The organism is Acetobacter persici, assembly GCF_018256955.1.
In the GTDB taxonomy this organism is placed as follows: Bacteria; Pseudomonadota; Alphaproteobacteria; order Acetobacterales; family Acetobacteraceae; genus Acetobacter; species Acetobacter persici.
In genome coordinates, this window is record NZ_JAERKU010000014.1 from 57,292 (window position 1) to 82,175 (window position 24,884).

Genomic DNA, 24,884 nt, shown 5'->3' on the forward strand with positions numbered 1-24,884 from the left:
CACAGATGGAGTGATCGAAGAACCATTAATTGATGTGCCTTGGTTCTGATTTTGGGCTTTTGGCGATTTGATTGACGGTTCCTGGAACTGATTTTCACTCTGCGTTTTGAGCAGATCCGGGAAGATCACCCGCTGGATAGCTATGCGCTCGCGCTGATCCGCTCCATGAACAGGCCGCGGCGCATATTATAGACGATATTGGCCAGCCCGATCCTCATGGTGGCTCGCGCGATACCGACAGTTCGGACGAACAGCCCGGTCTGTGATTTCTGGTCGGCAAAGACATGCTCGACGCGGGATCGGATCACGGACTTTCCAGCATTCGATTTCTGGATATGCCGTGGCACAGGCTTGAGATGCGGCTTCTTCCTGTGAACCTTTGAGACAAAGCCGTGCTTTTCCATGAAGTCTTCATTGGCTTTTGAGCGATACGCCGTGTCAGCCCAGACGTTTGAGGCCGTATTGGTTTATCCAACAGCCCCTCTCTCAATCGCGCGCCATCACTAGCGGCGGCGTGCGTCGTTTTCCATTTGTGGATGAACCGGAACTTCCGGTCGATGGAGATATGCGACTTGTAGCCAAAGAACGGAATGGTGAGGTCCGCTGCGGGGATCGTTCCGTCATCCTGCCGTTTTGCTTTCGTGAATGTCAACGTCCAGCGTGCATGACGGTCCTTATGCGACAGCTTTGCCGGCTTGTCCTGCCAGTCCTGTGGGATCCGTCCCTCCCGAATATCGGCTTTCTCAGCGTTCGTATTGCGCTGCTTTGGAGCAGCCACCAGTGTTGCGTCCAGGATCTGGCCTGACACCGGCAGATAACCGGCGTTCCTCAAAGTGGTGTCAAAGCGATTGAACAGACTTTCAATCGCACCCGCCTGTGTTAGACGCTCGCGAAACAGCCAGACCGTTTTAGCATCCGGCACCCGATCCGACAGGCCCAGTCCCAGGAAGCGCATGAAGGACAGACGGTCGTTGATCAGATAACTCCGTCCGCTCATCAGATAAATGGTTCAGCGTCTGGATCACCAGGATCTTGAACATCAGCACCGGATCAAAAAGCAGTCGTCCGCCTTTGCTTCCTTCGGAATACGCCAGAGCCTTGTCCAGATCAGGGCGGAACACCTCAAAATCCACAGTCCGGGAAAACGCTTCGAGTTGATCGCCAAGCCCACTCAGTCGAGCAAGCCGCTCTTCAACATCACAGAAACCGGGCTGCTTCGTTATCTACCCTTCCAATCAACGCGGAAGAAATGGAACCACAAAGAACGCCTCAAAACTAGCGGGTTTTTCGAACCCTCCAGGTCGCGCACAGACCTTTACTGGACTTAATTAACCAATCCGATTTATACTGCAAAAAAGAGCGCTTATGCGGTAGTTTTCAGAATGCATGACGCGCCGAAAACACGCCTTTTTTACGCATGCACGCGTGCGCGATAGTGCTCAAGGACATGCTCTACCCCTGAAGAAGAAAAAACGCTTCTCAAGCCCTGTGCTGCCCCCTCGGCAGCCACGGTCGCGCGTCCACACATGGTGCGTTCATACCGACTGATCGACGACCAGTCGTCGGTTGAGGTCAGAGCATCCGCCAGTGCTACCGCATCAGCCAGCGCAAGATTGACCCCTTCGCCCGAGAACGGAGACATCAGATGCGCGGCATCACCCAGCAGGGTCAGACCGGTCTGATTTTTCCAGGAATGCCCTATGGGCAAGGCGTAAAGCGGCCTTACACCAATGAAGTCTCCTGTTTCAATCACGTCCCGTAATTCCGGCGCCCATCTGGCGAAAACATCTCTCAATGCCTGCCGCATGTTTTCGCCTGACCAGCTTGCCCATTCTTTGGCCGAACTCTCTGCCAGCCTGACGCCAGCATACCCGCGAATATGGCCATCACCGTTTCGTTGCGTGATCAGTGAACGGTTGTCGCCTACCGCGAGCATTTTTCCGTTACCGGTCAGTTTATTGACGCGCGGATGACGGTTCACATCGAACCCTAATTCAACCAGCGTAACACCTTCATACAGGGGCACAGCATCGCTCAGCAGAGGGCGAACAACGGACCATGCGCCATCTGCACCTACGACAGCATCAAACTGTTCGGACCACCCGTCGCCTCCCACCACGAAACCACCTTTTTCAGGAGCAATGCGGGTTATTCGCCGCCCCCAGAGAACAGTCCCCGGCGTAAGAGAATTTAACAGGATCTGACGCAGCACGGATCGATCGATTTCAGGCCGGTCGTCCGTAGGCTCATTGCGATCAAACAAGAGCTCGCCTACGGCATTGTAAAGGCGATCTCCCTGATCTTCCGGGCGGGCTGCCGCCATAAATGCTTCTCGTAAACCCGCACGCTCCATCGCATACTGACCAGTCTCACTATGCATATCGAGAGAGCCTCCCTGCGGGCGCTCCTCTGCATGCCGGTCCCGTTCCAGCACGACAGGGCATTTCCCCTGACGTTGCAGGAGACGGGCAAGCATCAAACCACCTGGACCACCCCCTATAATCGCAATCCGCTGCGTTGCCATGTTTCTACACTCCATTTATATAGGGACCTATATATTAAACATAGGAACCTATGCAATGGAAACCTTTGACGACTGGGACCCTCTTCGTCACCCCGGTCATTATTTCAGCCGGATCGCCCGAGGCCTGACCCGAATAGGCGACGTACGGTTACGGCATCTGGGATTTGCAACCGCGCAACTGCCGGTTCTGACGGCCCTTAAGGACGGGGCAGCGTTATCGCAGAAGGAACTGGCAAAACGGGCGAAGGTTGAGCAACCAACCATGGCCCAGATGCTGTCCCGAATGGAGCGGGACGGGCTTGTGCACCGTGTGCCAGACCCCGAGGACAAACGTTCAAGCCTGATCTCATTGACAGACGCGGCATTGGAAAAACTTCCGGCAGGACGCGCAATCCTCCGCCAGGGCAATTCTGAAATGACGAAGGGTCTGACAGAAGATGAGATTGAGACGCTCGTGTCCCTGCTCAGACGTGTGCTTGAAAACGTTGATTCCATGGAACCATGAACGGAAACCTCATCCCATCAATAGTCGTGCACCAAGGGCAGTCACCAGCGCCACAGGCATTGCAACGGCACCTATCTTGAGAAATTGCAGGAACCCGACATCCTCGCCACCCCGGCGGATCACCTGAAGCCACAGGATTGTGGCCAGCGATCCCGTGACCGATAGGTTGGGGCCGAGATCCACGCCAATCAGGAGATTATCGATGACGAGACGTGGCGGATGCGCCTGTGCCACGGCTTCGCTTGCGATTAACCCGGCTGGCAAATTGTTCATGAGGTTTGAGATAAACGCCAGAAGGGAACCAGAGCCGAGAGCCGCCGCTGTCGGATCAGACTGGGCCGCACGCTTAAGGATCTGCGCGATTTCTCCAATCAGTCCGGTGCTGTCGATGGCTTCAACCAGAACGAACAGCCCTGCCACGAGCGGCAGAACGCCCCATGAAATCTCCCTCACTAATGTTAATGGTGAGCGTCGTGCCAGCACGGATACAGCCAGAGCCGTTGCCACACCGGCCAGCGCGGTCGGCAGACCGAGGGGGGCGATCAAAAGCAGAAATCGTCACAAGCAGAACTGCCGTCAGCACGATCCCGGCGAGAGACGCTTTTCCACCCACAGTTAAGCGCATTGGCTCCACCTGAGAAGCACACTCCTGCCTGAGATGTTTGCGCTCAATCAGACGGAGGATCGGATAGGTTGTCACGATGGCCATCAACGACGGCAGCGCGAACGATGCCATCCATGATCCCAAAGCCGGAAGAGCACCATCGTAGAGAACCAGATTGGCCGGATTGGAAACCGGCAGGACAAAGCTGGCCGCGTTGGCAATAAGGGCGCAGGCAAACAGTAAGGGAAGAGGATCCGCTTTCGCTCTGGTTGCCACGGCAAGAACCGCAGGTGTCAGCACGACTGCCGTCGCATCATTGGACATGAATGTCGTCACGACCACGCCAGCCATATAGACCAGTGTGAATAGTCTGCTCGTTGAGCCTGCGGCATGATTGACCGCCCATGTTGCAATCCAGTCAAACAGACCGTTTGCCCGCGCTGTCTCACTGAGCAGCATCATGCCAGTCAGGAAGAGATAGACATCTCCCCCTTTCAGGATTCCTGCTCCTGCCATGGAAACAGGGATCAGACCCGTCACGACAAGAAGCGCTGCTCCTGTTACAGCCCACACCCATTCGGGAACCCGAAGCGGCCGGATAATGACTCCGGCCGTTGTCAGCGCTGCGATTGCCCAGATCGCCTCATGATGGAGCATCATGCGGGTGCATGCTCCGCAGAACGCATGACTGACGCTGAGAAAATCCATAGTCCCAATGACAGGATTGCAAAGCAGCCGAGAGTGTAAAACGCGGTTGAATAGCCCAGATCCTCGGCAAGCCATCCTCCCAGCGCAGGTGAGAGACTTGCCCCGACACCTTGCGCCGTCATGACCACCCCTTGCCCCACATTGACCCGGCCCGTGCCATTAAGAAGCCGCGCCACCAGACCGGGCACGGCAACGCTCTGGAGCCCCGCGCCTATACCGTCCAGAAACTGTACGGGCCACACACCCCAATGCTCGATAAACGTACCGGCAATCACGCCACGAAGTGGCAGGGCAGCAAATGAAATCAGCAACACGATCCAATATCCACGGCTCGCCACAAAACGCATGGCCAAAAGACTAACGCCAATCATCACAGCCTGAGCCACCACAACAGTCATCGCCGTAAACATTGTGGGGTTACCCTTCCCCGCACTGACAACAGCCATACCGTAAAGCGGTAACATCGCAGCGTTGCCGAGATGAAAGAAGCAGAGACAGGCTGCGAGGATCAGAAGCGGTTTGTGCCGAAAAAAGGACCTTATTCCTTCCGCCTTACCTTCAGCATGGCTCTCTCCCTCTTCCAGCCCTCGTGCGGCCTGATGGTCGATAGATTTCTCAGGAATCAGGAGAACGGCCGCGATAGCCAGCAGACCAAATGTGACTTCAAGAAAGAAAATGGCAGACAGGCCAAACTCCCATCCAAGCCACCCGGACAATCCGGCTCCAACCATATTGCCCGCGTGGTTCCAGGCCTGATTCCGGCCAATCTGCGCGTTGAAACCTTTTTGACGAACAATCCCGAGCGTCATTCCAGCCATCAAGGGGCCGATCCCCGCCCCGGCCAACGCCGTGGCAAGCTGGCTGATGGTCACGACAAGCGTCGATTGTGAACTCAGCAGCAAAAGAGAAGCTGAAATGGTACAGAGTGCCGCAATAATGACGAACAGGCGTTTTTTCGTCGTCTGATCAATAAGTGCGCCGGCAGGAATGGTGGCGAGCATGCCAACAATACCCCCAGCAGTCATGACAGAACCGATCGGCCCGGTCTGCCACCCATGACGCTGGAGAAACACACCCAGGAAAGGACCAATCCCCGCCTGGACGTCAGCCATGAAAAAATTCAGGGCACATAATGAGAACAATGCGCGGTTTGACAGAATGCCTTGTGAATTACCTGTTTTCGGACTCGCCACAGCAGTATGCGTCATAAGGCTATTTTCTCCAGATCGGAGAGCTTAACTACAGAGGAAGCAATAAGTTACAAGAACCCATTAAAATACGGATTGCTCCCATGCCGCTCGGTGGAAGATCTCCAGAGTTGCGTAAAACAGAACATTGGCAGACTTGTGCTTTCCTATACCCAGCAGCCTATGCCTCACGGGAGATAGCGTCTCACCACCATGGCGTGTTGTCTTCTGTTCTACGCCCGCAACACAACGACGTTTTGCGCCTTACTGGTATCTTATCCGCCCCGTACGCAGACTGATTGGCAGACGCATGTTAGCTTCTGTGCGCTTGCAGGCTGAACGCCGCAGCGAAGGTCGGACACTCACCGGCTGATGCCGGGAACCTGCCTGAGTCTCTCTGCAAGGAAATCAACGCAGAGACGGACCCGGGTCAGGTTCGTCCGTTCCGGCGCGATCAGCATACTCAGCGGCACAGGCGACAGTGTATAATCTGGCAGTATATGCTCAAGACGCCCATCTCGCAGGCAGTCCTCTACCAACCAGCGATGGGCCGGCCCATAGCCTCGACCAACAAGAAACGCATCCCGCGCTGCCAGACCATGATCGACGATCAAACGACCGTGGAACGGCACAACGTGATTTCTGCCCGTCGCGCTTCGCAAAACCAGCTGTTCCGATTCATGCACACGGGACATCCGCACGCCCTCAAGCTGACGCAGGTCCTCGGGGCGCCGCACCGGACCGTTGCGACGCAGCCATTCGGGAGATGCGACCAGCATGCGCTCACTCTCGCCAAGGGAGCGCAGTTTCATCGCGCAATCGCTCAGGGGGCCAAGACGGATGGCGATATCAACACCATCACGCACCAGATCAATACGCTCGTCCGTCAGACCGAATTCCACCCTGATCCCTGGGTTCTCGTCCTGAAAAGCATAGACGAGACGACTGACATGCAGAACACCCAACGCACCGGTACAGGAAATACGCACCGTTCCGGCCGTTGCCTGCCGTGTGTCGCGCATTTCCTGACTTGCCTGCTCGACGAGGGAAAGAATCTGCACGCACTGCGCATAATATCGCGTGCCTTCGTCTGTTAAAGCGGTCCGGCGCGTGGTGCGCGTCAGTAACGAGACACCCAGAGCCTCTTCAAGTTCACGCAGATGCCGCGTCACTGTCGATTGTCCGGCACCGGTTTCCCGGGCGACGGCGGCCAGATTGCCGCGTTCCGCGATGCGTACAAAGGTTCGCATCCGTTCCAGCGAGATCAGGGATTGTTCCATTTTTCGGCACTGTGCCTTCCGCTATCTCCATATGGGAGAAGAATCACCTATCGCCTAGTGTTGCCGGGAAACGAATCTTTTTTGCACAGACAAGGCCACGCGCATGAATGTCCTGATCGTGTTCGCCCATCCCGAACGACACTCCCTCAATGGCGCCCTTCTCGATATCGCAGTTGCCGAACTGCAATCGCAGGGACACGAGGTCAAAGTCTCTGATCTTTATACCATGCACTGGAAAGCAACCGTCGACCGGAGTGACTTCCCGGATCTGCCTGCCGACGAACGCCTGAAAGTGGCATCTGCATCTTCACATGAATTCGCAGCGGACGGCCTGACAGATGATGTGAAGGCAGAGCAGGAGAAACTTCTCTGGGCCGATACCGTCATTCTTCAGTTTCCGCTCTGGTGGTTCGCCATGCCCGCGATCCTCAAAGGCTGGGTTGACCGCGTTTATGCCTGTGGTTTTGCTTACGGCGTTGGTGAGCACAGTGATCGCCGTTGGGGAGATCGCTATGGTGAAGGCGTGATGGCAGGCAAGCGCGCCATGCTGCTTGTAACGACGGGAGGCTGGCCGGAGCATTACTCCGAACGCGGGATTAATGGTCAGATCGATGATCTGCTGTTTCCGATCAACCATGGCATTCTGTTCTATCCCGGATTCACAGTGCTACCGCCCTTCGTCGCTTACAGGGTGGACCGACTGGATGACGCACGCTTCGAAATTGTGTCCGAACAACTTCGCAAGCGTATGCGCACGCTCGCAACGACAACGCCCATCCCATACCGAAAGCAAAACGGCGGCGACTACCAGATCCCGACGATGGAACTGAAGCCCGGCCTGGAGACACCAGGCGCCGTTCGTTTTGCCCTGCATGTCGCAGAACAAAAGCCCTGTCTCCGCGACTGCGAGGACTAGCGCCCCGACCATCACGCGAACGTGAAAACCGACAAAATCCCGCCCCGTTACTTTTCCGTTCTATTCTATTTTGAATAACAGTTTGAGCTGGCATTTCTGCTTTGAAGAGTGTGATAGATTTTATGGGTTTGGCAGGGAAGGATTGAGTGTAACGCAAAAACCCCGCCTGAGGGAGGCGGGTTGGCTGTAGTGATTACAATTTAGTAGGATTTTGGTTGCGGGGGCACACAACCAAAGAAAACTGCTGCTAGTCCGTAGCTTCGTTGAGCAGATTGTTCAGCGAAGTAAGGATTTTCATGTTCCAGGGTGGATTTTCATATGACATTTAAGGTCCCCTCGAGTGAATTCCTGCATTTTTTGCGCGTCCAATGACGTTCAATGGTGACGAGGCGGCACCACCACCGCGGAGTCAGCATACAAATTCTTTTGCCATGTCGGCTTCGGGGACACAATCGCTAACATTGGAACGTCCGAGATGAGGCAATTCTGCTGAAAAAGTCGCTTGCTGTGTCGGGCGGATCTGGGCTTGTGAGAAGCTTGATACTCCTTTCTCCTTCAGGTGGCCTTCTGGAGGGAGCTGACTGGCATCAGCTTTGCCATTTTACGCAGGTTCTGGGCGGTTGCGGCGAGGAGGAACTCATTTTTGGCACCATTTGGGCCTCGTAATCGCAGTCGATCCAGTTTGAGTATCCGTTTGAGATGGGCGAACAGCATCTCGACCTTTTTCCTCTGTCTTCGTGATGTCACGTAAGCATCGGTCTGGGCGATATCCCGCGCCATATCGCGAGCGCCTTCATGCACGGACCGCATGATCTTGCGGGCGGGTGTATTGGGTGTGCAGCGCTGCCGGAATTCACATCCACTGCAATCCTTCACACGGGCTCGATAACGAATGAAGCCATCCGTATCGATACGGGAACGGGGTGTTGTGAAATTCCGATTGGATGACCGGAGTTGATGACCGCCCGGGCAGGTATAAAAATCATTCTCATGATCGAATGTGAAATCAGACCGTGCAAACGTCCCATCGTTGCGGGCTGATTTATCAAACACAGGAATATGCGGTTCGATCCCTTTCTCCTCTACCAGTCATGCGAGGTTGGCGGCATCTCCATAAGCACCATCTGCAGCCAGGCGTTCGGGCCATAAACCAAAGATATGCTGTACCCGTTCAATTATGCGACGTTGTGCCGTGACTTCTGCCTGACGCACTGATGTCGTGGCCTCCACATCGACAATAACAGCATGCCTGAGATCGATCAGATAATTGGTGCTGTATGAAAAGAACGCCTGATTGGGGGTGGCTGCAGAATACCGTACTGCAGGATCTGTAGGAGATAATCTTTTAGGGACAACAGGTGTCGATGCACCGAATGCGGCATCGTCAAGAACGGCAAGATATTCCTTTACGGCACGCCCTGCCCCATCAGGAGGGAGGCCTTCATCTCCCGGAACAGCCAGTCGTCGATTGGCATCGGCCTGGATCAGGCTGGCATCGACGGCAAAACCTTCCCCACCGACCAGGCCCGTCTCGATACAGCGCCGGACGGTCACCTCGAACACTTCGCGCAGAAGGTTGCTCTCACGGAAACGGCCATGTCGGTTCTTTGAAAATGTGGAGTGCTCAGGAACGGTCCCATCCAGACCCAACTGGCAGAACCACCGATAGGCGAGGTTCAGGTGTACTTCTTCACGTAGACGCCGTTCGGAATGGATGCCCATGCAATAGCCGATCAGCAGCATCCGAATAAGGAGTTCTGGATCAATCGAGGGACGTCCCATCTGGCTGTAAAATGGGCGAAGGTGTTCTGGAATTCCGGAGAGATCAATCAGCCGGTCAATGGATCAAAGCAGATGATTGTCTGGTACATGCTGCTCCAGGCTGAACCCGTAAAACAGGGTTTCCTGAACCCCGGTTCGCTCACCCATCATCCGCCGATACTCCTTGAGTGAAAATGACTGAATCAGGAAGCCATGATTATTTCAAGAGCGACTTTTTCAACAGAATTGGAAGCATAATAGACAGATGGCGCAATCGGCAGTACCCTGCAGATTGACTCGACAGCATATGTCTGCCGCTACTCATCAATGAAACGCGTCATGGCCTGAACCGGCGGTCGAGTTCCCCTTTCGCAAAATATGCGATGCCTTAAGCAGGATTTCATTGGCCTGTCGCAGTTCGCAGTTCTCGCGCTCTGGTGGTCTGATCTTCTCCAGATCAGGGAGGTCACTCATTGCAGGCCATCGGCCCGTTCATGTAAGCGGATCGATTTTGACAGCGTGTCAGGGTGAATATCCAGCTTTGGAGCGATCATCATCACCGCTGAGCACAGCGAAGGATGGTTCTTCTCTTCCTCCAGAACCATCCGGGCTGCACGGTCACGAAATTCAGGCCGAAAACGCTTCGATTTGTTCTTCATGAATATCTCTTACTTCACGGATATTGCTGTCTCCACAAAACCCGGGGCAATGCATGGACTACAAGCCCGCTGATTGCAGGAGAAGCCAAAGATATTGCCGCAAATCTTCCAGAGCAGGTCTGGTGCCGTCTGTCAGCGGGAAGCGGCACAAAGGGCGAGTTGTTATACAACTGAGCGTGTCTCCCGCTTGCCGATCTGGAGGCTGAAGAATTTGACTGCCCTATAGCAGGACCATGGACACGTGGCCTGCTGATCCGCCGAAACATCGCCGATGGAGACCTTGCCTGTTTTACAACCTGGTGTCCGAAAGGGACAACCATGTAGGAACTCGTGAACGTTGAAGGGACGCGCTGGAGGATCGAAGAGTGTTGCGAGAAGACGGCCAAAAACGAATTCGGTCTTGATCATAACGAAACCCGCTCCTGGCATGGTTGGCATCGGCATGTTTCTCTGGTCATGCTTGCCTATGCCGTCATAGCCAGTGTCCGTTGCCAGGCAAACTCACTGAAACCGAAAAAACACACCACAGAACAAGACAGTCCTAGCCCGCTGGTCCATACAGGAAATCAGGCGTCTCGTCGTAAAACTCTCACAGCGCAGACTGCCCGTCGCCCACATCCTCAGATGATCCGTCTTTCGACGAACACATCAGGCCACTGCTATCCGCGCCCACTCACAACATAATATGCAACTGTAGTGCTAGACTGTGATTGCAAACATTCGCATATTGTGCAGCAAAACCTCAAGGCATTGCACATGCCGAAGAGTTCGGATTCAGCCTTATAACGTAATTATTGCACTATATTTTAAAGTATTATTTTCTATATGATTTAATTAATTGCGGTTCATATATCATTATACGATATATAGTGTCACTTTCGTGTTTGAAAAATTAATCTGAGCATGCAGTATATTAATTATATCAACTATTTGTTGTGGTGGTTTATGGTATGGCGATAAAAGCTTATGTGCCGGTTGCAGGCACTTTTCTGATTACTTCCCTGACGACGAACGCGCTTTGTGCGGCAACGCCGCAGGGGAAAGAGACTTTGCGCCATTCACCGAGCCAGAAGACAGCAGCCCCGACGCAGAGCGCTAAAACGGTTCGCCAAACGGAAAATCCCGCCTCACCAGTTAATGAACAGGTTGTAGTAACCGGAACGCATTCAACCGGTGTAAAAGCTCGCCAGAGCATCAGCCCGATCGACATCATCACGGCGACGCAGCTTCAGCGATCAGGGGCTATGAATGTCGCGGATGCGTTAGCACGCCTAAATCCTTCAATCACGATTTCTGCTCAAGGTCGCGACACCGAAGCACTGACCTCGCAGATCCGCCTGCGCGGCCTCAGTCCTAATCAAACCCTTGTGCTCATAGATGGTACGCGTCGACATTCTACTGCAAACATGATTATTTACCCAGGTCCCCAGCAGGGATCTACTCCTGTCGATTTGAATATGATTCCGGCATCAGCCATTGATCATATTGAAATTCTCCGGGACGGAGCAGCGGCGATGTATGGCGCGGACGCTATTGCAGGTGTCGTGAACATCATCCTGAAAAAAAAGAACCATGGCATGCAAATCGCAACCCAGACGGGTGCGAATGCCTATGACGGCAGCGGCTGGAATATCCAGCAGAACATTAATTCCGGCTTCAAGATCGGATCATCCGGATTTTTTAATATCAGCGGCCAATATTATCACACCGACCATGCGGCAGCAGCCAACACCGATGTCCGTACCGGTACCCATAATAATCCCTTCCTCAGTTCACCGGAGGAAACACGGGGATCGCTACTGGCAAATTTCGGATACGATATCAACGATACGCTCGGGTTCTTCGGCAACATCACATATGCCCATCGTCATGCCGAAGCTTATCAGTATCTGCGGGTACCCAGCACCTTACCCGCCATCTATCCCTACGGCTTCGTGCCGTCTGAAACGATAGATGAAGACGATTACGCCGCCACTTTGGGGTTGAAAGGCCAATTGCCCTATGGGGTCAAATGGCGCCTCCGCACCACTTACGGCGCAGACCAAAACCGTATGAGCATGAAAAATACAGCAAACTTAGGATACTATGCTCAATTTGGAACGACGCCAACGGATTTCTTGATCGGGAACTATCGTAATTCTCAATGGACCAACGATCTGGATTTTTCGAAAAAACTGCATATTCTCAATAGGCCTGTCGAACTCTATTGGGGTGGCGAGCACAGGCTGGATATGTACCACCTGAGCCCGGGAGAGCCATTATCCTATTCTTATGGTGGTTCGAACGGGCAGCCAGGGCTGATGCCACAAAACGCCGGGAACTGGAGCAGAGATGTCTGGGCCGGGTATATTGATATAGACACTCACCCAGTCAAAAAGCTGGACATAGATATCGCTGGCCGGTTCGAGCACTATACCGATTTTGGTGATACCGAAAGCGGTAAGATCGCAGCTCGCTACGATTTTACATCCCGTTTCGGCATACGCGCCACAATCAGTAACGGGTTCCGCGCGCCCACGCTGGCCGAGGAACATTTTAGCACTTTGGGTATATCGCCGTCGGGTGCCTCTGCCCTTTTGCCGGCCAATTCCGCATCAGCAAAGCTGTTAGGCGGCTCACCACTCAAGCCCGAACGCTCCACAAACGCCAGCGGCGGCTTTTATGTCGAACCGATCAAAGGCTTGCATGTCACGGCGGATGTCTACCAGATCAACCTGCGCGACCGGATCGTCGGTAGCGGCAATTATAATGGTCCGCTCGCCCTTCAGGCCATCAGCATGATGGGAGCGGACGTGCCGACAGCAATTGGTGGAGGCGGCCTGAATACCAACAATGTCACGGGCAATTATTTTTCTAACGCCGCCAGCACCAGAACCCAAGGCGTAGACATTACTGCTGATTACCGCTTTGATTTTCACAAAAATGGTCTACTAGACCTGAATCTTGGCGTCGATCTTAACAGGACACGGCTGCATCACCTGCGCATAGATAATAACGGCAATCCGCTTCTGAGCGCTCAGGGTATCAGCTATCTTACGATGGCCTCGCCACGCAGCAAAATCATCCTAACGGCCCATTGGGAAATCGAAAAATGGGATGTCACCCTTCGCCAGACGCGTTGGGGGCAAACCACAACCATGCAAACCTATCAGGATCAGGCCCCGGCATCAGTGCGATATTCGAACAAGGTGTTTGAGCAGTTCGTTAATACACCACGCTGGACTACGGACATTGAGGTTGGATACCGCCCGCTCAAACGGCTGCGCGTAGCACTTGGATCAAACAACATCTTTAACGTGCGTCCGCGGCGTTTAACCTCTGAAACTACCATCTACGGCGTCGCATATTACGACAAAGCCTCATCCCAGGTCCCCATGTTCGGCGGATATTATTACCTGAAAGGATCTTATGATTTCTGAAGTCATGAATATTCTGAAAGCATATGAAATGGACAGAGCATGACACGCGGCAGCTCGACGCTACTAAAATCAATCAGAATTGTGGAATATCTTGCGGCAGAAAGCGAGCCGCGGGGAATCACGCAGATTACCGACGCGTTGAAGATTGAAAAAAGTGCCGTTCAGCGCATTCTTTATACGTTGAGCCAGGCCGGATACGTCGAACAGGATGGTGGCAGCAGGAAATACAAGATGTCCCTTCTGCTATGGTCGCTAGGTAGCGGGATCATCGCGCGCCACCCGGCTTTGCGGGTTGTCCATTCTATGATCCGGATGGCATCCCAGAAGACTGGCTATACCGTTATCGCGACCAAGCTATTGTATCCACATTTCATCTATCTGGAGAAGGTGGAGGGGCTAAAGGGCCATTTGCTGTCAATTTCTCTGGGAGAAACAATGCCACTGCTTAGAACGGCAGGTGGCCTGGCTATTGCCGCCTATCTGCCGCCTCAGGTTCTTGCATCCTTGCCGCGCGATCACCTGCCAATCGGTAGAGAGCCGGAAACACTGGAGGGCGCGATCCGCGCGATCAGGAGGCGCGGCTACGCCACTACCGAAGGTGCAATCAGAACGAACGTCAATTCACTGGCCGTGCCGGTCTGGTGGCAGAGCACGGAGCCGTTCGGATCGATCATCTTCACAGCGGAGGACGGTGCGATGCCGCAGGATTCCTATGCCCCTCTGGCCGAGTATGCCCAGTATGTCAGCACAGAAATCACGAATGCCTTGGGTGGGGATAAATACCGCCGCGCGTGCCTCAACCAGTTCGGCTGACGGTGAAGATGATGGAAGGACTGACGATATGACGAAGAATGCGGATATCACACCCCGTCAGGACCCCCCGTGCAAATATTTCTCCGAACGGGGAGAAAGTGCGATTGTCACCACGCCGATCGTTGTGGGCAGCCATTACGATATCATCGTTATTGGTGCCGGAATCGTTGGCCTGTCAGCGGCCCTGGCGTTGTCGGAGCGCGATGTCCGCGTACATGTGCTGGAGGCGCGGCATATCGGATGGGGCGCATCCGGGCGAGCATGGGGGCAGGTCGCGGCGGCGGCGAAACATACGCCAAAGGAAATTGACGCCACCTTCTCTCCCGAACGCGCCTGGCGCATCAACGAAACGATGGCACGCATTCCGGAAATCGTCTCAGAAACGGTAAGGCGCCACGACATTCAGTGCGAGATGCTGGAAAGTGGCAACCTGATCGCCGCGCACCGTCCCGGCAAAGAGCATGGGTTGTGCCGCCTTGCTGACGATCTGGCTCGTCGTGGTTACCCGGTGACGCTATTGGAAGACACGGCCTGCACAACCGTGACAGGCAGCCCACGCTACCGCGTGGCTTTGCAAGACAGGCGAGGTATTGCCCTCAATCCCCTAGCTTATACGCGCGGTCTGGCGCGGGCCGTTCTGAACGCCGGCGCCAGCATTTCTGAAAATACCACAGTTACTCAGCTGGAAAGAAGTGCACAGAGCTGGATCGTGCAAACCGCCCAAGGTGCAATCCGCGCCGAAAGCGTCATTATCGCGACCAATGCCTTCACCTCCGACCGCATGTATCCCGGAATCGGTAGCGAAATCTTTCCGGTCAGAGCCTACCAGGCGATCAGCCGTCCGCTGGACCCACAAATACTAGCCGGCATCCTGCCGGAAAGGCAGACCTTGAATGATACGCGACGGCTCTTTTCCGGCATCCGCCTCTGGCCCGACGGGAGGCTGCACGTTGGAGTTGACGGTCCGGAACGCTGCGGCGACGGGCGCGCCTTCTTAACCGGAGCAACCCGCCGCCTGCGTATTACATATCCCCAGTTGGGCCCGATCACATGGCAGGAGGCATGGGGCGGCTGGGTCGACATGACGGCGGACAAATATCCCGTGCTGCACGATCTGGCACCTGGGCTGTGGTCTGCCGCCGGGCTGAGCGGGCGTGGCATCGGCGTCGGCACTGTGCTGGGCCGGGATCTGGCCCTCTGCGCTCTGGGTCAGGCGCCCGATGCCGTTCATCCCATAACGGCGGTGACGCCCCGATGGTACCATTTCGCTCACAGTAGCATCGTCCGACTGGCCACCGCCGCCTACAGGATCGAGGACGCCATCGCAGATTTCCGTTTCCATGCGATGGGGCAGGAATTTGTTCTGAATCCTCCCCTAGGTCGCGTGCAATCCACATCCATCACGAAAGGATAGTCCATGTACCCCATTATTACCTTTAATCAGTCAGAACACAGGGTCGAAGGGTTCCTGCCCTGGGTAGATGCTGAACATCCCTCTTTTCCTGAAAACAATTTTTTTAGTAGCGCTCTCTATTATGTGCGTAACGACGATCATGAAGTCTATACCGGCGAAGCACGTTTAAAGGCGTTTGATGCCACTATTGAGTGTTTTCCTATAGATCTTCTGCTGATCGTAACGGCAGGCGAGATCAGACTTGAGGACGATGGGGGAACGCCTGCCCGCTTCCAGTCTGGGCAGGCAGTCGTGGTGCCTTGTAGTGCCCGTGTGCACTGGACGCAGACCGAAGGAACACGTGTCTTCTTCATGCATCATCGCCGCGATACCCCTGACGACCAGACGGCACCGCGCCCCCGCATCGTGCCTATTGATCCCGCTGGCGCTCTGGAACCCGCCTCCCCCCCGCCTGCAGACCTGATTCTAGGTGCGTCGCTGCCGGCCGTGGGGCGCCGCACCCTCTATACCAGCACAGATGGCAAATTTACGGTTGGCTTGTGGGGGGCCGACCCTTATCGACGCAGGCTGGCGGCCTTTGGCGATTATGAATTGATGCACTTCCTTGAGGGGCAGGTTACCCTGACCAACGCCATAGGAGAAAGCCAGACTTACGGGCCAGGTGAGACGCTGATCGTGAACCGGGCAATTTCCAATGCTTGGGAAAGCAACGCTTATATCAAGAAAATATACTGCAAGATCTCAGTATGAAACCACATGTCTCACGTGCCGCAAATTCGTGATTTGATCATGAAACGGCGCCAGCTGATGGCATCAGTCGGCCTGACGGCAGCAACTGCTGTCGTCGTCGGCCACAAGGCGGCGGCAAATCCGTATCGCGCCTCACCACCCAGCACCTGGGATCGCATCGCACTTACGCGAAAACTACGGGTTGGCGCCGCCTTGCTGGAACCTTGGTATTTCAAGGATATTCTGCATTCGGGGGCGCCGGGGAGCGTCACAGTCGGGACCGATATGTGGCGCGGGATCTGCCCGGTTCTGGCGGCCGATCTCGCCCGGACACTTGAGGTCAACCTCGAAATTGTCGAAACAACATGGGGCAATGCTGTTACCGGCCTGCAGGTGGAGCAGTACGATGTCATGTTCATGTTGGAGTCGACGCCACGACGCGCTCTGGCAGTCGACTTCCTGCCAGTGCCCATGCTTTGGTACCCTTTGGGGGTGCTGGCGGACGAGAGCATCTCGATTGCCCGGTGGTCAGATCTGAACAATAGTCGCTACAGTCTGGCTGTAGCCCTCGGCTCCAATTCCGATGAATATGTCACTTCAGTCGCACCACGGGCCAATATCCTGCGCTTTCGTAGTAGCGCGGAGATAATCGCCGCGTTCCAGTCAGGCCGGGTCAACGGCGGCGTAATCTCGGCAATGGCCGCCGATATCGCTCGCGTGCATATCGGAACCGGTAAGACAATCCTACCCATGCCGGTTCTGTCAGTGCCCGGTGGCGTAGCAGTGCGCAAGGAACAGGATAACAGGTGGAAGGAATTCCTGACCGCTTTCGTCACCCGTTACTACAATACCGGTAAGATGGAAGAAATATACAATACATTTCTGCGCTATCGCGGGGTCAATGCTGATACCGCCGTTTCACTAAACCGGCAGGATTGGGGAATAAAGCAGTGATGCCCCCTCTTTCTACCGGACTATGATCGGATACCGTTCTACTATGCCTTATCATTGGGATTTTATGGCGGTTCTGCAAGGTTATCGCCTGTTTATCGAAGGGGCGAAGGGCACGTTGGTCCTAACGACCTTATCCCTGTTGCTTGCAATTCCTCTGGGGGCGCTCCTGTGCGCGCTACGAGTGCTGCGCATTCCGCTTCTTGGCGCCTGGAGTGTCACCTACGTCGATACCCTTCGCGCCGTTCCGGCCATCGTTCTGTTCTACTGGTTGTTTTTTGCCTTCCCGATGATCACAGGCCTCGGCCTGTCGGCGCTCGTCGTCTCGGTGGGCGCTGTGGCATTGCAATCAGCCGCCTTCTTCAGCGAAGTTTTCCGTAGCGGGCTGAACGCAATACCACGCGGACAATGGGAAGCCGCTTTGTCTCTCGGCATGAGTCGCCATACAGCGTTTCTGTTCGTCATTGCGCCGCAATCATTACGTGCGCTACTGCCCAGCTTCATGACCCGGTCTATTGACCTGATCAAGACGACGACATTCGCATCGGTCATCTCTTACAACGAAATCGTCTATGCTGCGTCGCAGGTCACGGCGAGCACCTATCATCCTATTGAAACGTATGTCGTTCTCGGCGGCATCTTTTTCGTGCCGATTTTCATCCTCAGCATGTTTGCGCGCTCCATGGAGCGGCGTTTCGGCCGGAGCAGGTCACAATGAGGCATACATGGGATTTCAGCTTCTTGGTGCATTATTTATTACCATTGGGCCGGGGGCTTATGAATACCATATGCCTGTCGGGTGTGGTCATGGTCGCCGGATTCACCCTCGGCCTGCTGGCGGCTATTGCCTCCATGTCTCCACTTCGCACCGTCCGGATGGCATCTGCAGCCTATGTCGAACTACTCCGCAATGTTCCGGCACTCGTCATTTTATTCCTGTTTTTTTACGTGATCCCGGCCCTCACCGGTTTTCAGAATGATCGCTTTCTGACTGCGTGCGTCGCTTTTTCCCTTTATACCAGCGCTTATTTTTGTGAAATCCTGCGTGGAGGCTTTCTTATGGTTGATCCTGGGCAATGGGAAAGTGGCTACGCACTGGGGCTGTCGCGCGCCGGAATTTTCTGCTGGATCATCGCGCCGCAGATCATACGAGCGGCGATGCCGTCTCTGGCCAATGAGGCCATAGAAATCGTCAAGATCAGCACCGTGGCCTCGACCATCGCTTTTCCGGAATTTCTCTATCAAACCAAGATTGTCAGCGATATCGAATACCGCCCCATCGAAACCTATACGGCATCCGCCATCGTGATAACCGTCCTGATCCTGACCCTGACATGGATAAGCAGGATTGCAGCGCGACACTTCGCTGGTCATCGGAGGAAAGAAATAGAATGAGCGTGATAGCGGTCAGAAATATTCACAAGCGCTTCGGCAACCAGGATGTGATAAAAGGGATCGACCTCAGTGTGGCGAAAGGCGAGACAGTCGTACTGCTCGGCTCCAGTGGCTCGGGGAAAAGTACCATCCTGCGCACTCTGAACCTGCTCGACTTGCCAGACGAGGGTGATGTTTTCCTGCACGGCAACCAGCTGGGCCAGCCACGCCCTGATGGCACGCGCCGTTATCGCGAAGGCGAACTTCGAAATTTACGCCGGCGCGTGGGAATGGTCTTTCAGCATTTCAACCTGTTTCCTCACCTGACGGTAGAAGAAAACATTATGATTGGTCTGCGGCACGTCCTGAATTACAGCATCACGCAGGCACGGGAAAAAGCGCGACATCATCTGCATCATGTAGATCTTGCCGAGAAGGCTCTGGCCTTCCCAGATACCCTTTCCGGCGGCCAGCGTCAGCGCGTAGCGATCGCGAGGGCACTGGCGATGGATCCAGACGTCATGCTGTTCGACGAAGCCACCTCGGCACTCGACCCTGAGCGCGTCAGCGAGGTTCTGCGGACGATGAGGCAATTATCCCAAGAAGGTACCACGATGGTCGTCGTAACCCACGAGTTAGGCTTTGCCTACAACGTGGCGGACCGCGTCGTTTTTCTGCATGGCGGTCGCATTCTTGAGCAAGGTACTCCTGCGGAGATTCTTCTGCACCCTACCCACGCTCCCACCCGGGAGTTCCTTCACGCCCACACGGAATTTCGGTTGCCTAGCGCATAGCTCGCAATTTGCATATTATCCAAGGAACACTTCATGTCCGAACCAACCTTATTTGATCATCTGGCTGAGTTCGCATACGGGATTGTCGACAGAGGTCACATTCCCGAAGCTGTAATTGTCGAAGCTAAATATGCGTTGCTTGATACCATCGGCTGCATGATCGCTGGATCAGTACGCCCTGAAGGCCGCGCTTTTGCCGCGGCGGAAGCATCTGTTTCAGTCCCTCAGCCAAACATCCCCGGCGTACAGCCAATAGGCTTTGACACTTCGCTGCCAGAAGCCGGGGCAGCACGGGTCAACGGCTATATCGGTGACATTTTGGAACTGAACGATCTAATCGGCGGCCATGCCAGTATCGGTGCAGTATCTACAATGCTAACTTTGGCTCAGACCTTAAGGCTGGATGGCCATAAAGCATTGGGCGCGTTGATCACAGGTATCGAAGTAACCGCGCGGGTCAACATGGGTTACCGGGAAAGCAATGGTGGCAGGGACAATAGAGCCTTCACGGATGTTGGCATCTCGTCAGAGGGTATTCCCTCGACAATCGGCACCAGCGCACTGACTGCAGTGGCTCTTGGTTTGAATGAGAACAAAATAGCGGCGGCCATGGCCATTGGGGGTTCCTTGGCAGGATGGTGTCCGGCGGAAGTCCTGTTCGGAGACGGTGGCAGCATTAAGCCGATCCTGTTTGGCGGATGGCCAGCGACGGTCGGTCTGATGGCTGGCCGCTATGCATCGGCTGGTCTGACGGGACCGCGTAAACTTCTGGAGAGTCCTATTGGGCTATATGCCACTGTAGCTAAAGGATACGATCCCGCCATAGTGCAGGGAGTTCGCGGCTGGCAACTCGCACATCCACGACGAAAATGGCATGCCTGCTGCGGCTTTATTCATGCTGGCATCGATGGTGTAATCCGGCTGCGCATACGCCATGGACCAGCGGTGTTTGACAACGTGACGATCGAAATAGGCGTTGTACCGCCAGTGGCCCCGGTAATCGCGGCAGCTGGCAAACCCAACAATCCTACACAGGCACGTTTCAACGGTCCCTTCAATATTGCCATAGCGGCTTTAGGGGCTGACCGCATTCAGCCTCACCACGCTGACGACGCAACTGACATTCTCGACAATCCGTCAATCGAAAATCTGCTACGCCGCGTGCGCTTTGTCCCCGCTCCTGAACTGCCACATTTTTCGCACTCGCATATACGGTTGCGGGAAGCCGATGGTACGATACGGGTCGAAGAGCATGTCTCCGGCTACAAAGGGTCAGCAGCTAATCCTCTTACACATCGCGAGCTAGAGGAAAAATTCCTGACACTGACAGCGGGCTTGCTACGTAACGCTACGGATTACATGGCGAATATCCTAACACTGGAACGTCATACAGATCTTTCATTTTTGCAACGTGACTCAATTCCGTTCCACAAATCAACGTGAAAGGACGTTCGTGTGCTGATCTATCTGAGCCGGGCCGACGCACTCGCCCTTGCCTTTGATATTATGATGCATGCAGGAGCCCGGCCAGAAGTAGCAGGAACGATTGCTGACTGTCTGGTCCGTGCAGAATGCGACGGCGTTCTCAGCCATGGGCTGTCACGCTTACCGGACCACGTTGCGTCAATCCGTGCGCACTGGGCCGATCCCGCCGCGTTGCCCGATATCATGCAGGTGCGGCCCGGCCTCCTGCGTGCCGATGGTGGCAACGGCTTCACGCCAGTCGCCGCCCGCATGGCCAGAAGCCGCCTAACCGAAATGGCTCGGCAAGAAGGTCTGGCTGCGTTGTGCGTCCGTAACACGCATCATTTAGGAGCACTGTGGTGCGACATCGAACCTTTGGCCGAAGAGGGGCTGGTGGCTGCCAGTTTCGTACACTCCAGACCTCGCATGGCACCCTACGGCGCGAAGAAGGCCTTAATCGGCACCAATGCCATGGCTTTTGCCTTTCCCGACGGACTAGGCGGGGCCATTACCTTCGACCAAGCATCGAGCGTGCTGTCGGTAGGTGACGTGCGCCGCCACGCTCGCGAGGGCCGCCCCCTTCCCCCAGCCGCCGGACTGACCCGCGCAGGCATCCCGACGACTGCGGCAGACGACATCATGAATGGTGGTCCTCTTCTGCCATTCGGTGGCCATAAGGGAGCTTCCATCGCCTTGATGGTGGAAATTATGGCAGCCGCAATGACGGGCGCGGCATTCGGTTTTGAAGACCATTCGTCCAGTTATCCCGGGGCAGCCAGTTCGAATGCGGGCCTGTTTCTTCTGGTCATGGACCCGGCCATCACCTCCGGCAACGATGCGACGGAGCGTTTCATGCATCTCATTGCGCATCTGCATTCCGATCCGGACATTCGCCTGCCCGGCGAAAGAAGACGCGCAAACCGCGCGCGTACCATGCAGAACGGTATCACTATCGAAGAAGATCTGGCGAATGTTCTTTTTTCATTGAGGCCTTAATTTCTTAACTTCGCGCAAAAATATCCTTAGATATCTGGGAGAATTCACATGAGCGAACCTGTTCTCTTCACACCGATAGACATTCAGGGCCTAACCCTCCCCAACCGGATCGTCGTGGCACCCATGTGCCAGTATTCCGCTATCGACGGCCAAATGACGGACTGGCATCTGGTCCACCTTGGCTCTATGGCGCTTTCTGGCGCAGGATTGTTAACAATCGAAGCCACATCCGTAATGCCCGATGGACGTATCAGTTATGCGGATGTCGGCCTGTGGGATGAGCAGACTGAAAATGCCATGCACCGTATTCTGGACGTTGTCCGGGCAACTTCAGACGTTAAAATCGCCATCCAGCTCTCCCATGCCGGGCGTAAAGCATCATGCGAGGTGCCGTGGAAAGTTGGTGCGCAAATCGCTCCCAATATACCGAACGGATGGCAAACGGTCTCGCCTTCAGATCTACCTTTTCAGCCAACTGATCATGCGCCCATGAGGCTAGACCGCGAAGGTATGGTCAGGATACGTGACGCATTCGTCGCATCCGCTCATCGAGCAGCCAAATTGAAGATTGATGCCGTGCAGTTGCACGCGGCACATGGCTATCTTCTGCATCAGTTCCTTTCCCCTCTATCGAACCAAAGAGACGATTCCTATGGAGGGACGCTCAAAAGCCGGATGCGCTTCCCATTGGAAGTGTTCGACGCCGTGCGAGCCGCATTACCTCACCATCCGCTCTCCGTTCGCGTATCAGGAACTGACTGGGTGGAGGATGGTTGGGACATCGAACAGACCATCGCTTTCTCAAAGGCGCTTGAGGCACGCGGCTGCGACGCCATCCACGTTTCCAGTGGAGGAGTAAGCCCCCGGCAAAACATTTCCGTTGCCCCAGGATACCAAGTTCCACTGGCCCGTGCAGTTAAGCGGGAAACGTCCATCCCCGTTGTGGCCGTTGGCCTGATTACGGGCTTCGAACAGGCCGAAGCTATCGTGGCTACGGGCGATGCTGACATGATCGCCATTGCGCGTACGATACTTTACAATCCGCGCTGGCCTTGGCACGCAGCAGCTCATCTTGGAGGTCATATTAAAGCGCCCAACCAGTATCTCCGCAGTCAGCCGCATATACATCAAAACCTCTTCAAAGTTTCATCATCATGAAAGGGTGAATATGTTGATTTTACCCACCACATGAGGTGGCCACATTCATTCGGAAAGATTTGCGGGGTGAATAAGCTATTGCCCGGTGTTGCTATGCCGCCAATTTCTCGTTGTTGCTGACCAACACGGTTGCTGCGGTTAACCCCGGCAACCGTGTCGCAGCAAACCCGTGATACGCCTCATCGGGCGTGCGTCCTGCGAGACCCGAATGCGGGCACAGCGAATTATAACGACCAATCCATTTTGCAAGGCTGGCACGCAGTTCCGAACTGGAGGGTTCGAAGGACCCTTAATTGCTTCCCCTTGCGCCTGATTTCAGGTTTTTGGCGTGTTGATTTCTGGTTCCTGGTCCTGATTTTCGCTCTGCGTTTTGAGCAGAGAGAAAGTTTCATGCTCTGGATTGCTACGCGAACGCGTTAATCCGCTCCAGGAGGAGAAAGCGACGCATATTATAGACGATATTAGCCAGCCCGATCCTCATGGTGGCTCGAGCGATGCCTACGGTTCGGGCGAACAGCCCCGTCTGTGACTTCTGATCCGCAAAGAAATGCTCGACACGCGACCGGATAACGGACTTTCCGGCGTTTGATCTCTGGATATGTCGTGGCATAGGCTTGAGATACGGCTTTTTCCTATGCTCCTTTGAGACAAAGCCCTGCTTTTTCCTGAAGTCCTCATTGGCTTTCGAGCGGTAGACGGTGTCTGTCCAGACCATTGAGACGGTATTAGTTTTATCAAGCAAGCCCTCTCTCAATCGCGCGCCATCAACGGCGGCTGCATCTGTCGTCTTGCATTTGCGGATCAGCCGAAATTTCCGGTCGATGGAAATATGTGATTTGTAGCCAAAGAAGAGGATGGACAGATTCGTGGAAGGGATCGTCCCGCCTTCCTGCCGTCTGGCCTGGGCGAACTTCAGTGGCCATCGCGCATGCTCGTCCTTATGGGACAACTTTGACGGCTTGTCCTGCCAGTCCTGTGGGATCCGTCCTTCCCGCAAATCCGTCTTTTCATCGTTGGTATTCCACTGCATTGGAGCCACTACCAATGTCACGTCCAGTATCTGTCCTGACATCAGCAAATAACCGGCATTACGCAGGGTCGCGTCAAAGCGATTGAACAGAACATCAATCGCACCAGCCTGTGTCAGACGCTCATGAAACAGCCACACCGTTTTGGCATCAGGCCCACGGTCCGACAGCCCCAGACCTAAAAAGCGCATGAAGGAGAGGGGGGCATTGATCAGGTATTCCGTCCGTTCATCGAATAGATTATTCAGCGTCTGGATCACCAGGATTTTGAACATTAGCACCGGATCAAACTGCGGACGACCACCTTTACCGCCGTCTGCATAGGCCTGAACTTTATCCAAGTCAGGACGAAATGCTTCGAAATCCACAGTCCGGGAAAATGCTTCGAATTGATCACCAAGCTCGCTCAAACGAGCAAGCCGTTCTTTAAAATCAAAGAAACCGGGCTGTTTCATGTCGCCATTCCTCCAATAAAAAACGAAGAAATGGAATTACAGAGATTGCCTCAAAACCAAGAGGTTTTTAGGGCCTGTTAGGCCTTGATATAGTCTGCTGTAGCGGCGATGAGGATGACGGAAAGAAAGGATGCGGCTGTCTTTT

20 protein-coding genes, 5 pseudogenes and 1 other annotated feature are annotated in these 24,884 nt (G+C 54.7%); of the genes and pseudogenes, 14 read left to right on the forward strand and 11 right to left on the reverse strand.

Annotation, left to right across the window (positions count from 1 at the left end; genetic code table 11):
- Window positions 1-140 precede the first annotated feature (140 nt).
- Window positions 141-1,223, reverse strand: a pseudogene (locus JK199_RS13135) (IS5 family transposase).
- A gap of 188 nt (window positions 1,224-1,411) precedes the next feature.
- On the reverse strand, window positions 1,412-2,524 hold the full coding sequence (locus JK199_RS13140; protein ID WP_244985153.1) for an FAD-dependent oxidoreductase: 1,113 nt from the start codon (window positions 2,522-2,524) through the stop codon (window positions 1,412-1,414).
- A 55-nt stretch (window positions 2,525-2,579) separates the two neighbouring features.
- Between JK199_RS13140 and JK199_RS13145 the strand changes: the two genes are divergently transcribed.
- Complete coding sequence (locus tag JK199_RS13145; protein WP_212376749.1) at window positions 2,580-3,029, forward strand: MarR family winged helix-turn-helix transcriptional regulator; 450 nt, start codon at window positions 2,580-2,582, stop codon at window positions 3,027-3,029.
- Window positions 3,030-3,038: 9 nt separating this feature from the next.
- On the opposite strand, the gene JK199_RS15860 is transcribed toward JK199_RS13145, so the two are convergent.
- From JK199_RS15860 to JK199_RS13160, 4 genes are all read right to left on the reverse strand, one after another.
- Window positions 3,039-3,536: an ArsB/NhaD family transporter gene (locus JK199_RS15860; RefSeq protein ID WP_342356331.1), complete on the reverse strand. Its 498-nt coding sequence runs from the start codon at window positions 3,534-3,536 to the stop codon at window positions 3,039-3,041.
- Window positions 3,424-4,293 (reverse strand): SLC13 family permease, encoded by an 870-nt coding sequence (locus JK199_RS13150; protein WP_244985154.1) that lies wholly within the window; start codon window positions 4,291-4,293, stop codon window positions 3,424-3,426. Before JK199_RS13150 ends, JK199_RS15860 begins: the two co-directional genes overlap by 113 nt.
- Window positions 4,290-5,549, reverse strand: a complete 1,260-nt coding sequence (locus JK199_RS13155; protein ID WP_212376753.1) for an MFS transporter — start codon at window positions 5,547-5,549, stop codon at window positions 4,290-4,292. The genes JK199_RS13150 and JK199_RS13155 overlap by 4 nt, the downstream gene beginning before the upstream one ends.
- 341 nt (window positions 5,550-5,890) lie before the next feature.
- Window positions 5,891-6,808, reverse strand: coding sequence for a LysR family transcriptional regulator (locus JK199_RS13160; RefSeq protein ID WP_212376756.1), 918 nt, complete (start codon window positions 6,806-6,808; stop codon window positions 5,891-5,893).
- A 103-nt stretch (window positions 6,809-6,911) separates the two neighbouring features.
- Between JK199_RS13160 and JK199_RS13165 the strand changes: the two genes are divergently transcribed.
- Entirely contained in the window at window positions 6,912-7,724 is an 813-nt protein-coding gene (locus JK199_RS13165; protein WP_212376759.1) for an NAD(P)H-dependent oxidoreductase, read from the forward strand.
- Between the two features lie 555 nt (window positions 7,725-8,279).
- On the opposite strand, the pseudogene JK199_RS13170 reads toward JK199_RS13165, so the two are convergent.
- From JK199_RS13170 to JK199_RS13175, 3 genes and pseudogenes are all read right to left on the reverse strand, one after another.
- Window positions 8,280-9,656, reverse strand: a pseudogene (locus tag JK199_RS13170) (transposase).
- 95 nt (window positions 9,657-9,751) lie between these two features.
- Window positions 9,752-9,868: a sequence feature (AL1L pseudoknot), on the reverse strand.
- Window positions 9,803-9,932 (reverse strand): annotated as a pseudogene (locus JK199_RS16080) (IS3 family transposase); the annotation flags it as partial. Its footprint overlaps the feature before it by 66 nt.
- Window positions 9,933-9,955: 23 nt before the next feature.
- A complete protein-coding gene (locus tag JK199_RS13175; protein ID WP_212376810.1) occupies window positions 9,956-10,144 on the reverse strand; it encodes a hypothetical protein in 189 nt (62 codons plus the stop codon).
- A 51-nt stretch (window positions 10,145-10,195) separates the two neighbouring features.
- Between JK199_RS13175 and JK199_RS13180 the strand changes: the two are divergent.
- The 12 genes and pseudogenes from JK199_RS13180 to JK199_RS13235 all read left to right on the forward strand — a co-directional run.
- Window positions 10,196-10,728 (forward strand): annotated as a pseudogene (locus JK199_RS13180) (IS701 family transposase); the annotation flags it as partial.
- Between the two features lie 366 nt (window positions 10,729-11,094).
- On the forward strand, window positions 11,095-13,563 hold the full coding sequence (locus JK199_RS13185) for a TonB-dependent receptor plug domain-containing protein (protein ID WP_212376762.1): 2,469 nt from the start codon (window positions 11,095-11,097) through the stop codon (window positions 13,561-13,563).
- A 39-nt stretch (window positions 13,564-13,602) separates the two neighbouring features.
- A complete protein-coding gene (locus JK199_RS13190) occupies window positions 13,603-14,376 on the forward strand; it encodes an IclR family transcriptional regulator (RefSeq protein ID WP_212376765.1) in 774 nt (257 codons plus the stop codon).
- Window positions 14,377-14,404: 28 nt separating this feature from the next.
- Window positions 14,405-15,790, forward strand: coding sequence for an NAD(P)/FAD-dependent oxidoreductase (locus tag JK199_RS13195; RefSeq protein WP_212376768.1), 1,386 nt, complete (start codon window positions 14,405-14,407; stop codon window positions 15,788-15,790).
- A 3-nt stretch (window positions 15,791-15,793) separates the two neighbouring features.
- Window positions 15,794-16,540: a cupin domain-containing protein gene (locus JK199_RS13200; RefSeq protein WP_212376771.1), complete on the forward strand. Its 747-nt coding sequence runs from the start codon at window positions 15,794-15,796 to the stop codon at window positions 16,538-16,540.
- Window positions 16,541-16,546: 6 nt separating this feature from the next.
- Window positions 16,547-17,473: a transporter substrate-binding domain-containing protein gene (locus JK199_RS13205; protein WP_212376774.1), complete on the forward strand. Its 927-nt coding sequence runs from the start codon at window positions 16,547-16,549 to the stop codon at window positions 17,471-17,473.
- A 22-nt stretch (window positions 17,474-17,495) separates the two neighbouring features.
- Complete coding sequence (locus JK199_RS13210; protein WP_212376777.1) at window positions 17,496-18,188, forward strand: amino acid ABC transporter permease; 693 nt, start codon at window positions 17,496-17,498, stop codon at window positions 18,186-18,188.
- Complete coding sequence (locus JK199_RS13215; protein WP_212376780.1) at window positions 18,185-18,865, forward strand: amino acid ABC transporter permease; 681 nt, start codon at window positions 18,185-18,187, stop codon at window positions 18,863-18,865. Before JK199_RS13210 ends, JK199_RS13215 begins: the two co-directional genes overlap by 4 nt.
- Window positions 18,862-19,638, forward strand: a complete 777-nt coding sequence (locus JK199_RS13220; protein ID WP_244985156.1) for an amino acid ABC transporter ATP-binding protein — start codon at window positions 18,862-18,864, stop codon at window positions 19,636-19,638. The genes JK199_RS13215 and JK199_RS13220 overlap by 4 nt, the downstream gene beginning before the upstream one ends.
- Before the next feature lie 33 nt (window positions 19,639-19,671).
- Window positions 19,672-21,081 (forward strand): MmgE/PrpD family protein, encoded by a 1,410-nt coding sequence (locus JK199_RS13225; protein ID WP_212376783.1) that lies wholly within the window; start codon window positions 19,672-19,674, stop codon window positions 21,079-21,081.
- 12 nt (window positions 21,082-21,093) lie between these two features.
- On the forward strand, window positions 21,094-22,098 hold the full coding sequence (locus JK199_RS13230) for an Ldh family oxidoreductase (RefSeq protein WP_212376786.1): 1,005 nt from the start codon (window positions 21,094-21,096) through the stop codon (window positions 22,096-22,098).
- 48 nt (window positions 22,099-22,146) lie between these two features.
- The gene (locus JK199_RS13235) at window positions 22,147-23,256 is read left to right on the forward strand and encodes an NADH:flavin oxidoreductase/NADH oxidase (protein ID WP_212376789.1); all 1,110 of its coding nucleotides are present in this window, start codon (window positions 22,147-22,149) and stop codon (window positions 23,254-23,256) included.
- 91 nt (window positions 23,257-23,347) lie between these two features.
- Here JK199_RS13235 and JK199_RS13240 read toward each other — a convergent pair.
- Together JK199_RS13240 and JK199_RS13245 are read right to left on the reverse strand one after the other, a co-directional pair.
- Window positions 23,348-23,521, reverse strand: a pseudogene (locus JK199_RS13240) (IS3 family transposase); the annotation flags it as partial.
- 138 nt (window positions 23,522-23,659) lie between these two features.
- A complete protein-coding gene (locus JK199_RS13245) occupies window positions 23,660-24,739 on the reverse strand; it encodes an IS5 family transposase (protein ID WP_212376792.1) in 1,080 nt (359 codons plus the stop codon).
- Window positions 24,740-24,884 lie beyond the last annotated feature (145 nt).

What these genes read in the sequence shown, in the direction of transcription:
- JK199_RS13160 (WP_212376756.1), bottom strand. Translation starts at nt 6,808, where the DNA reads ATGGAACAATCCCTGATCTCGCTGGAACGGATGCGAACCTTTGTACGC.
- JK199_RS13195 (WP_212376768.1), top strand. Translation starts at nt 14,405, where the DNA reads ATGACGAAGAATGCGGATATCACACCCCGTCAGGACCCCCCGTGCAAA.
- JK199_RS13220 (WP_244985156.1), top strand. Translation starts at nt 18,862, where the DNA reads ATGAGCGTGATAGCGGTCAGAAATATTCACAAGCGCTTCGGCAACCAG.
- JK199_RS13215 (WP_212376780.1), top strand. Translation starts at nt 18,185, where the DNA reads ATGAGGCATACATGGGATTTCAGCTTCTTGGTGCATTATTTATTACCA.
- JK199_RS13190 (WP_212376765.1), top strand. Translation starts at nt 13,603, where the DNA reads ATGACACGCGGCAGCTCGACGCTACTAAAATCAATCAGAATTGTGGAA.
- JK199_RS13210 (WP_212376777.1), top strand. Translation starts at nt 17,496, where the DNA reads ATGATCGGATACCGTTCTACTATGCCTTATCATTGGGATTTTATGGCG.
- JK199_RS13140 (WP_244985153.1), bottom strand. Translation starts at nt 2,524, where the DNA reads ATGGCAACGCAGCGGATTGCGATTATAGGGGGTGGTCCAGGTGGTTTG.
- JK199_RS13185 (WP_212376762.1), top strand. Translation starts at nt 11,095, where the DNA reads ATGGCGATAAAAGCTTATGTGCCGGTTGCAGGCACTTTTCTGATTACT.
- JK199_RS13175 (WP_212376810.1), bottom strand. Translation starts at nt 10,144, where the DNA reads ATGAAGAACAAATCGAAGCGTTTTCGGCCTGAATTTCGTGACCGTGCA.
- JK199_RS13145 (WP_212376749.1), top strand. Translation starts at nt 2,580, where the DNA reads ATGGAAACCTTTGACGACTGGGACCCTCTTCGTCACCCCGGTCATTAT.
- JK199_RS13155 (WP_212376753.1), bottom strand. Translation starts at nt 5,549, where the DNA reads ATGACGCATACTGCTGTGGCGAGTCCGAAAACAGGTAATTCACAAGGC.
- JK199_RS13205 (WP_212376774.1), top strand. Translation starts at nt 16,547, where the DNA reads ATGTCTCACGTGCCGCAAATTCGTGATTTGATCATGAAACGGCGCCAG.
- JK199_RS13235 (WP_212376789.1), top strand. Translation starts at nt 22,147, where the DNA reads ATGAGCGAACCTGTTCTCTTCACACCGATAGACATTCAGGGCCTAACC.
- JK199_RS13165 (WP_212376759.1), top strand. Translation starts at nt 6,912, where the DNA reads ATGAATGTCCTGATCGTGTTCGCCCATCCCGAACGACACTCCCTCAAT.
- JK199_RS13225 (WP_212376783.1), top strand. Translation starts at nt 19,672, where the DNA reads ATGTCCGAACCAACCTTATTTGATCATCTGGCTGAGTTCGCATACGGG.
- JK199_RS13200 (WP_212376771.1), top strand. Translation starts at nt 15,794, where the DNA reads ATGTACCCCATTATTACCTTTAATCAGTCAGAACACAGGGTCGAAGGG.
- JK199_RS13150 (WP_244985154.1), bottom strand. Translation starts at nt 4,293, where the DNA reads ATGATGCTCCATCATGAGGCGATCTGGGCAATCGCAGCGCTGACAACG.
- JK199_RS13245 (WP_212376792.1), bottom strand. Translation starts at nt 24,739, where the DNA reads ATGAAACAGCCCGGTTTCTTTGATTTTAAAGAACGGCTTGCTCGTTTG.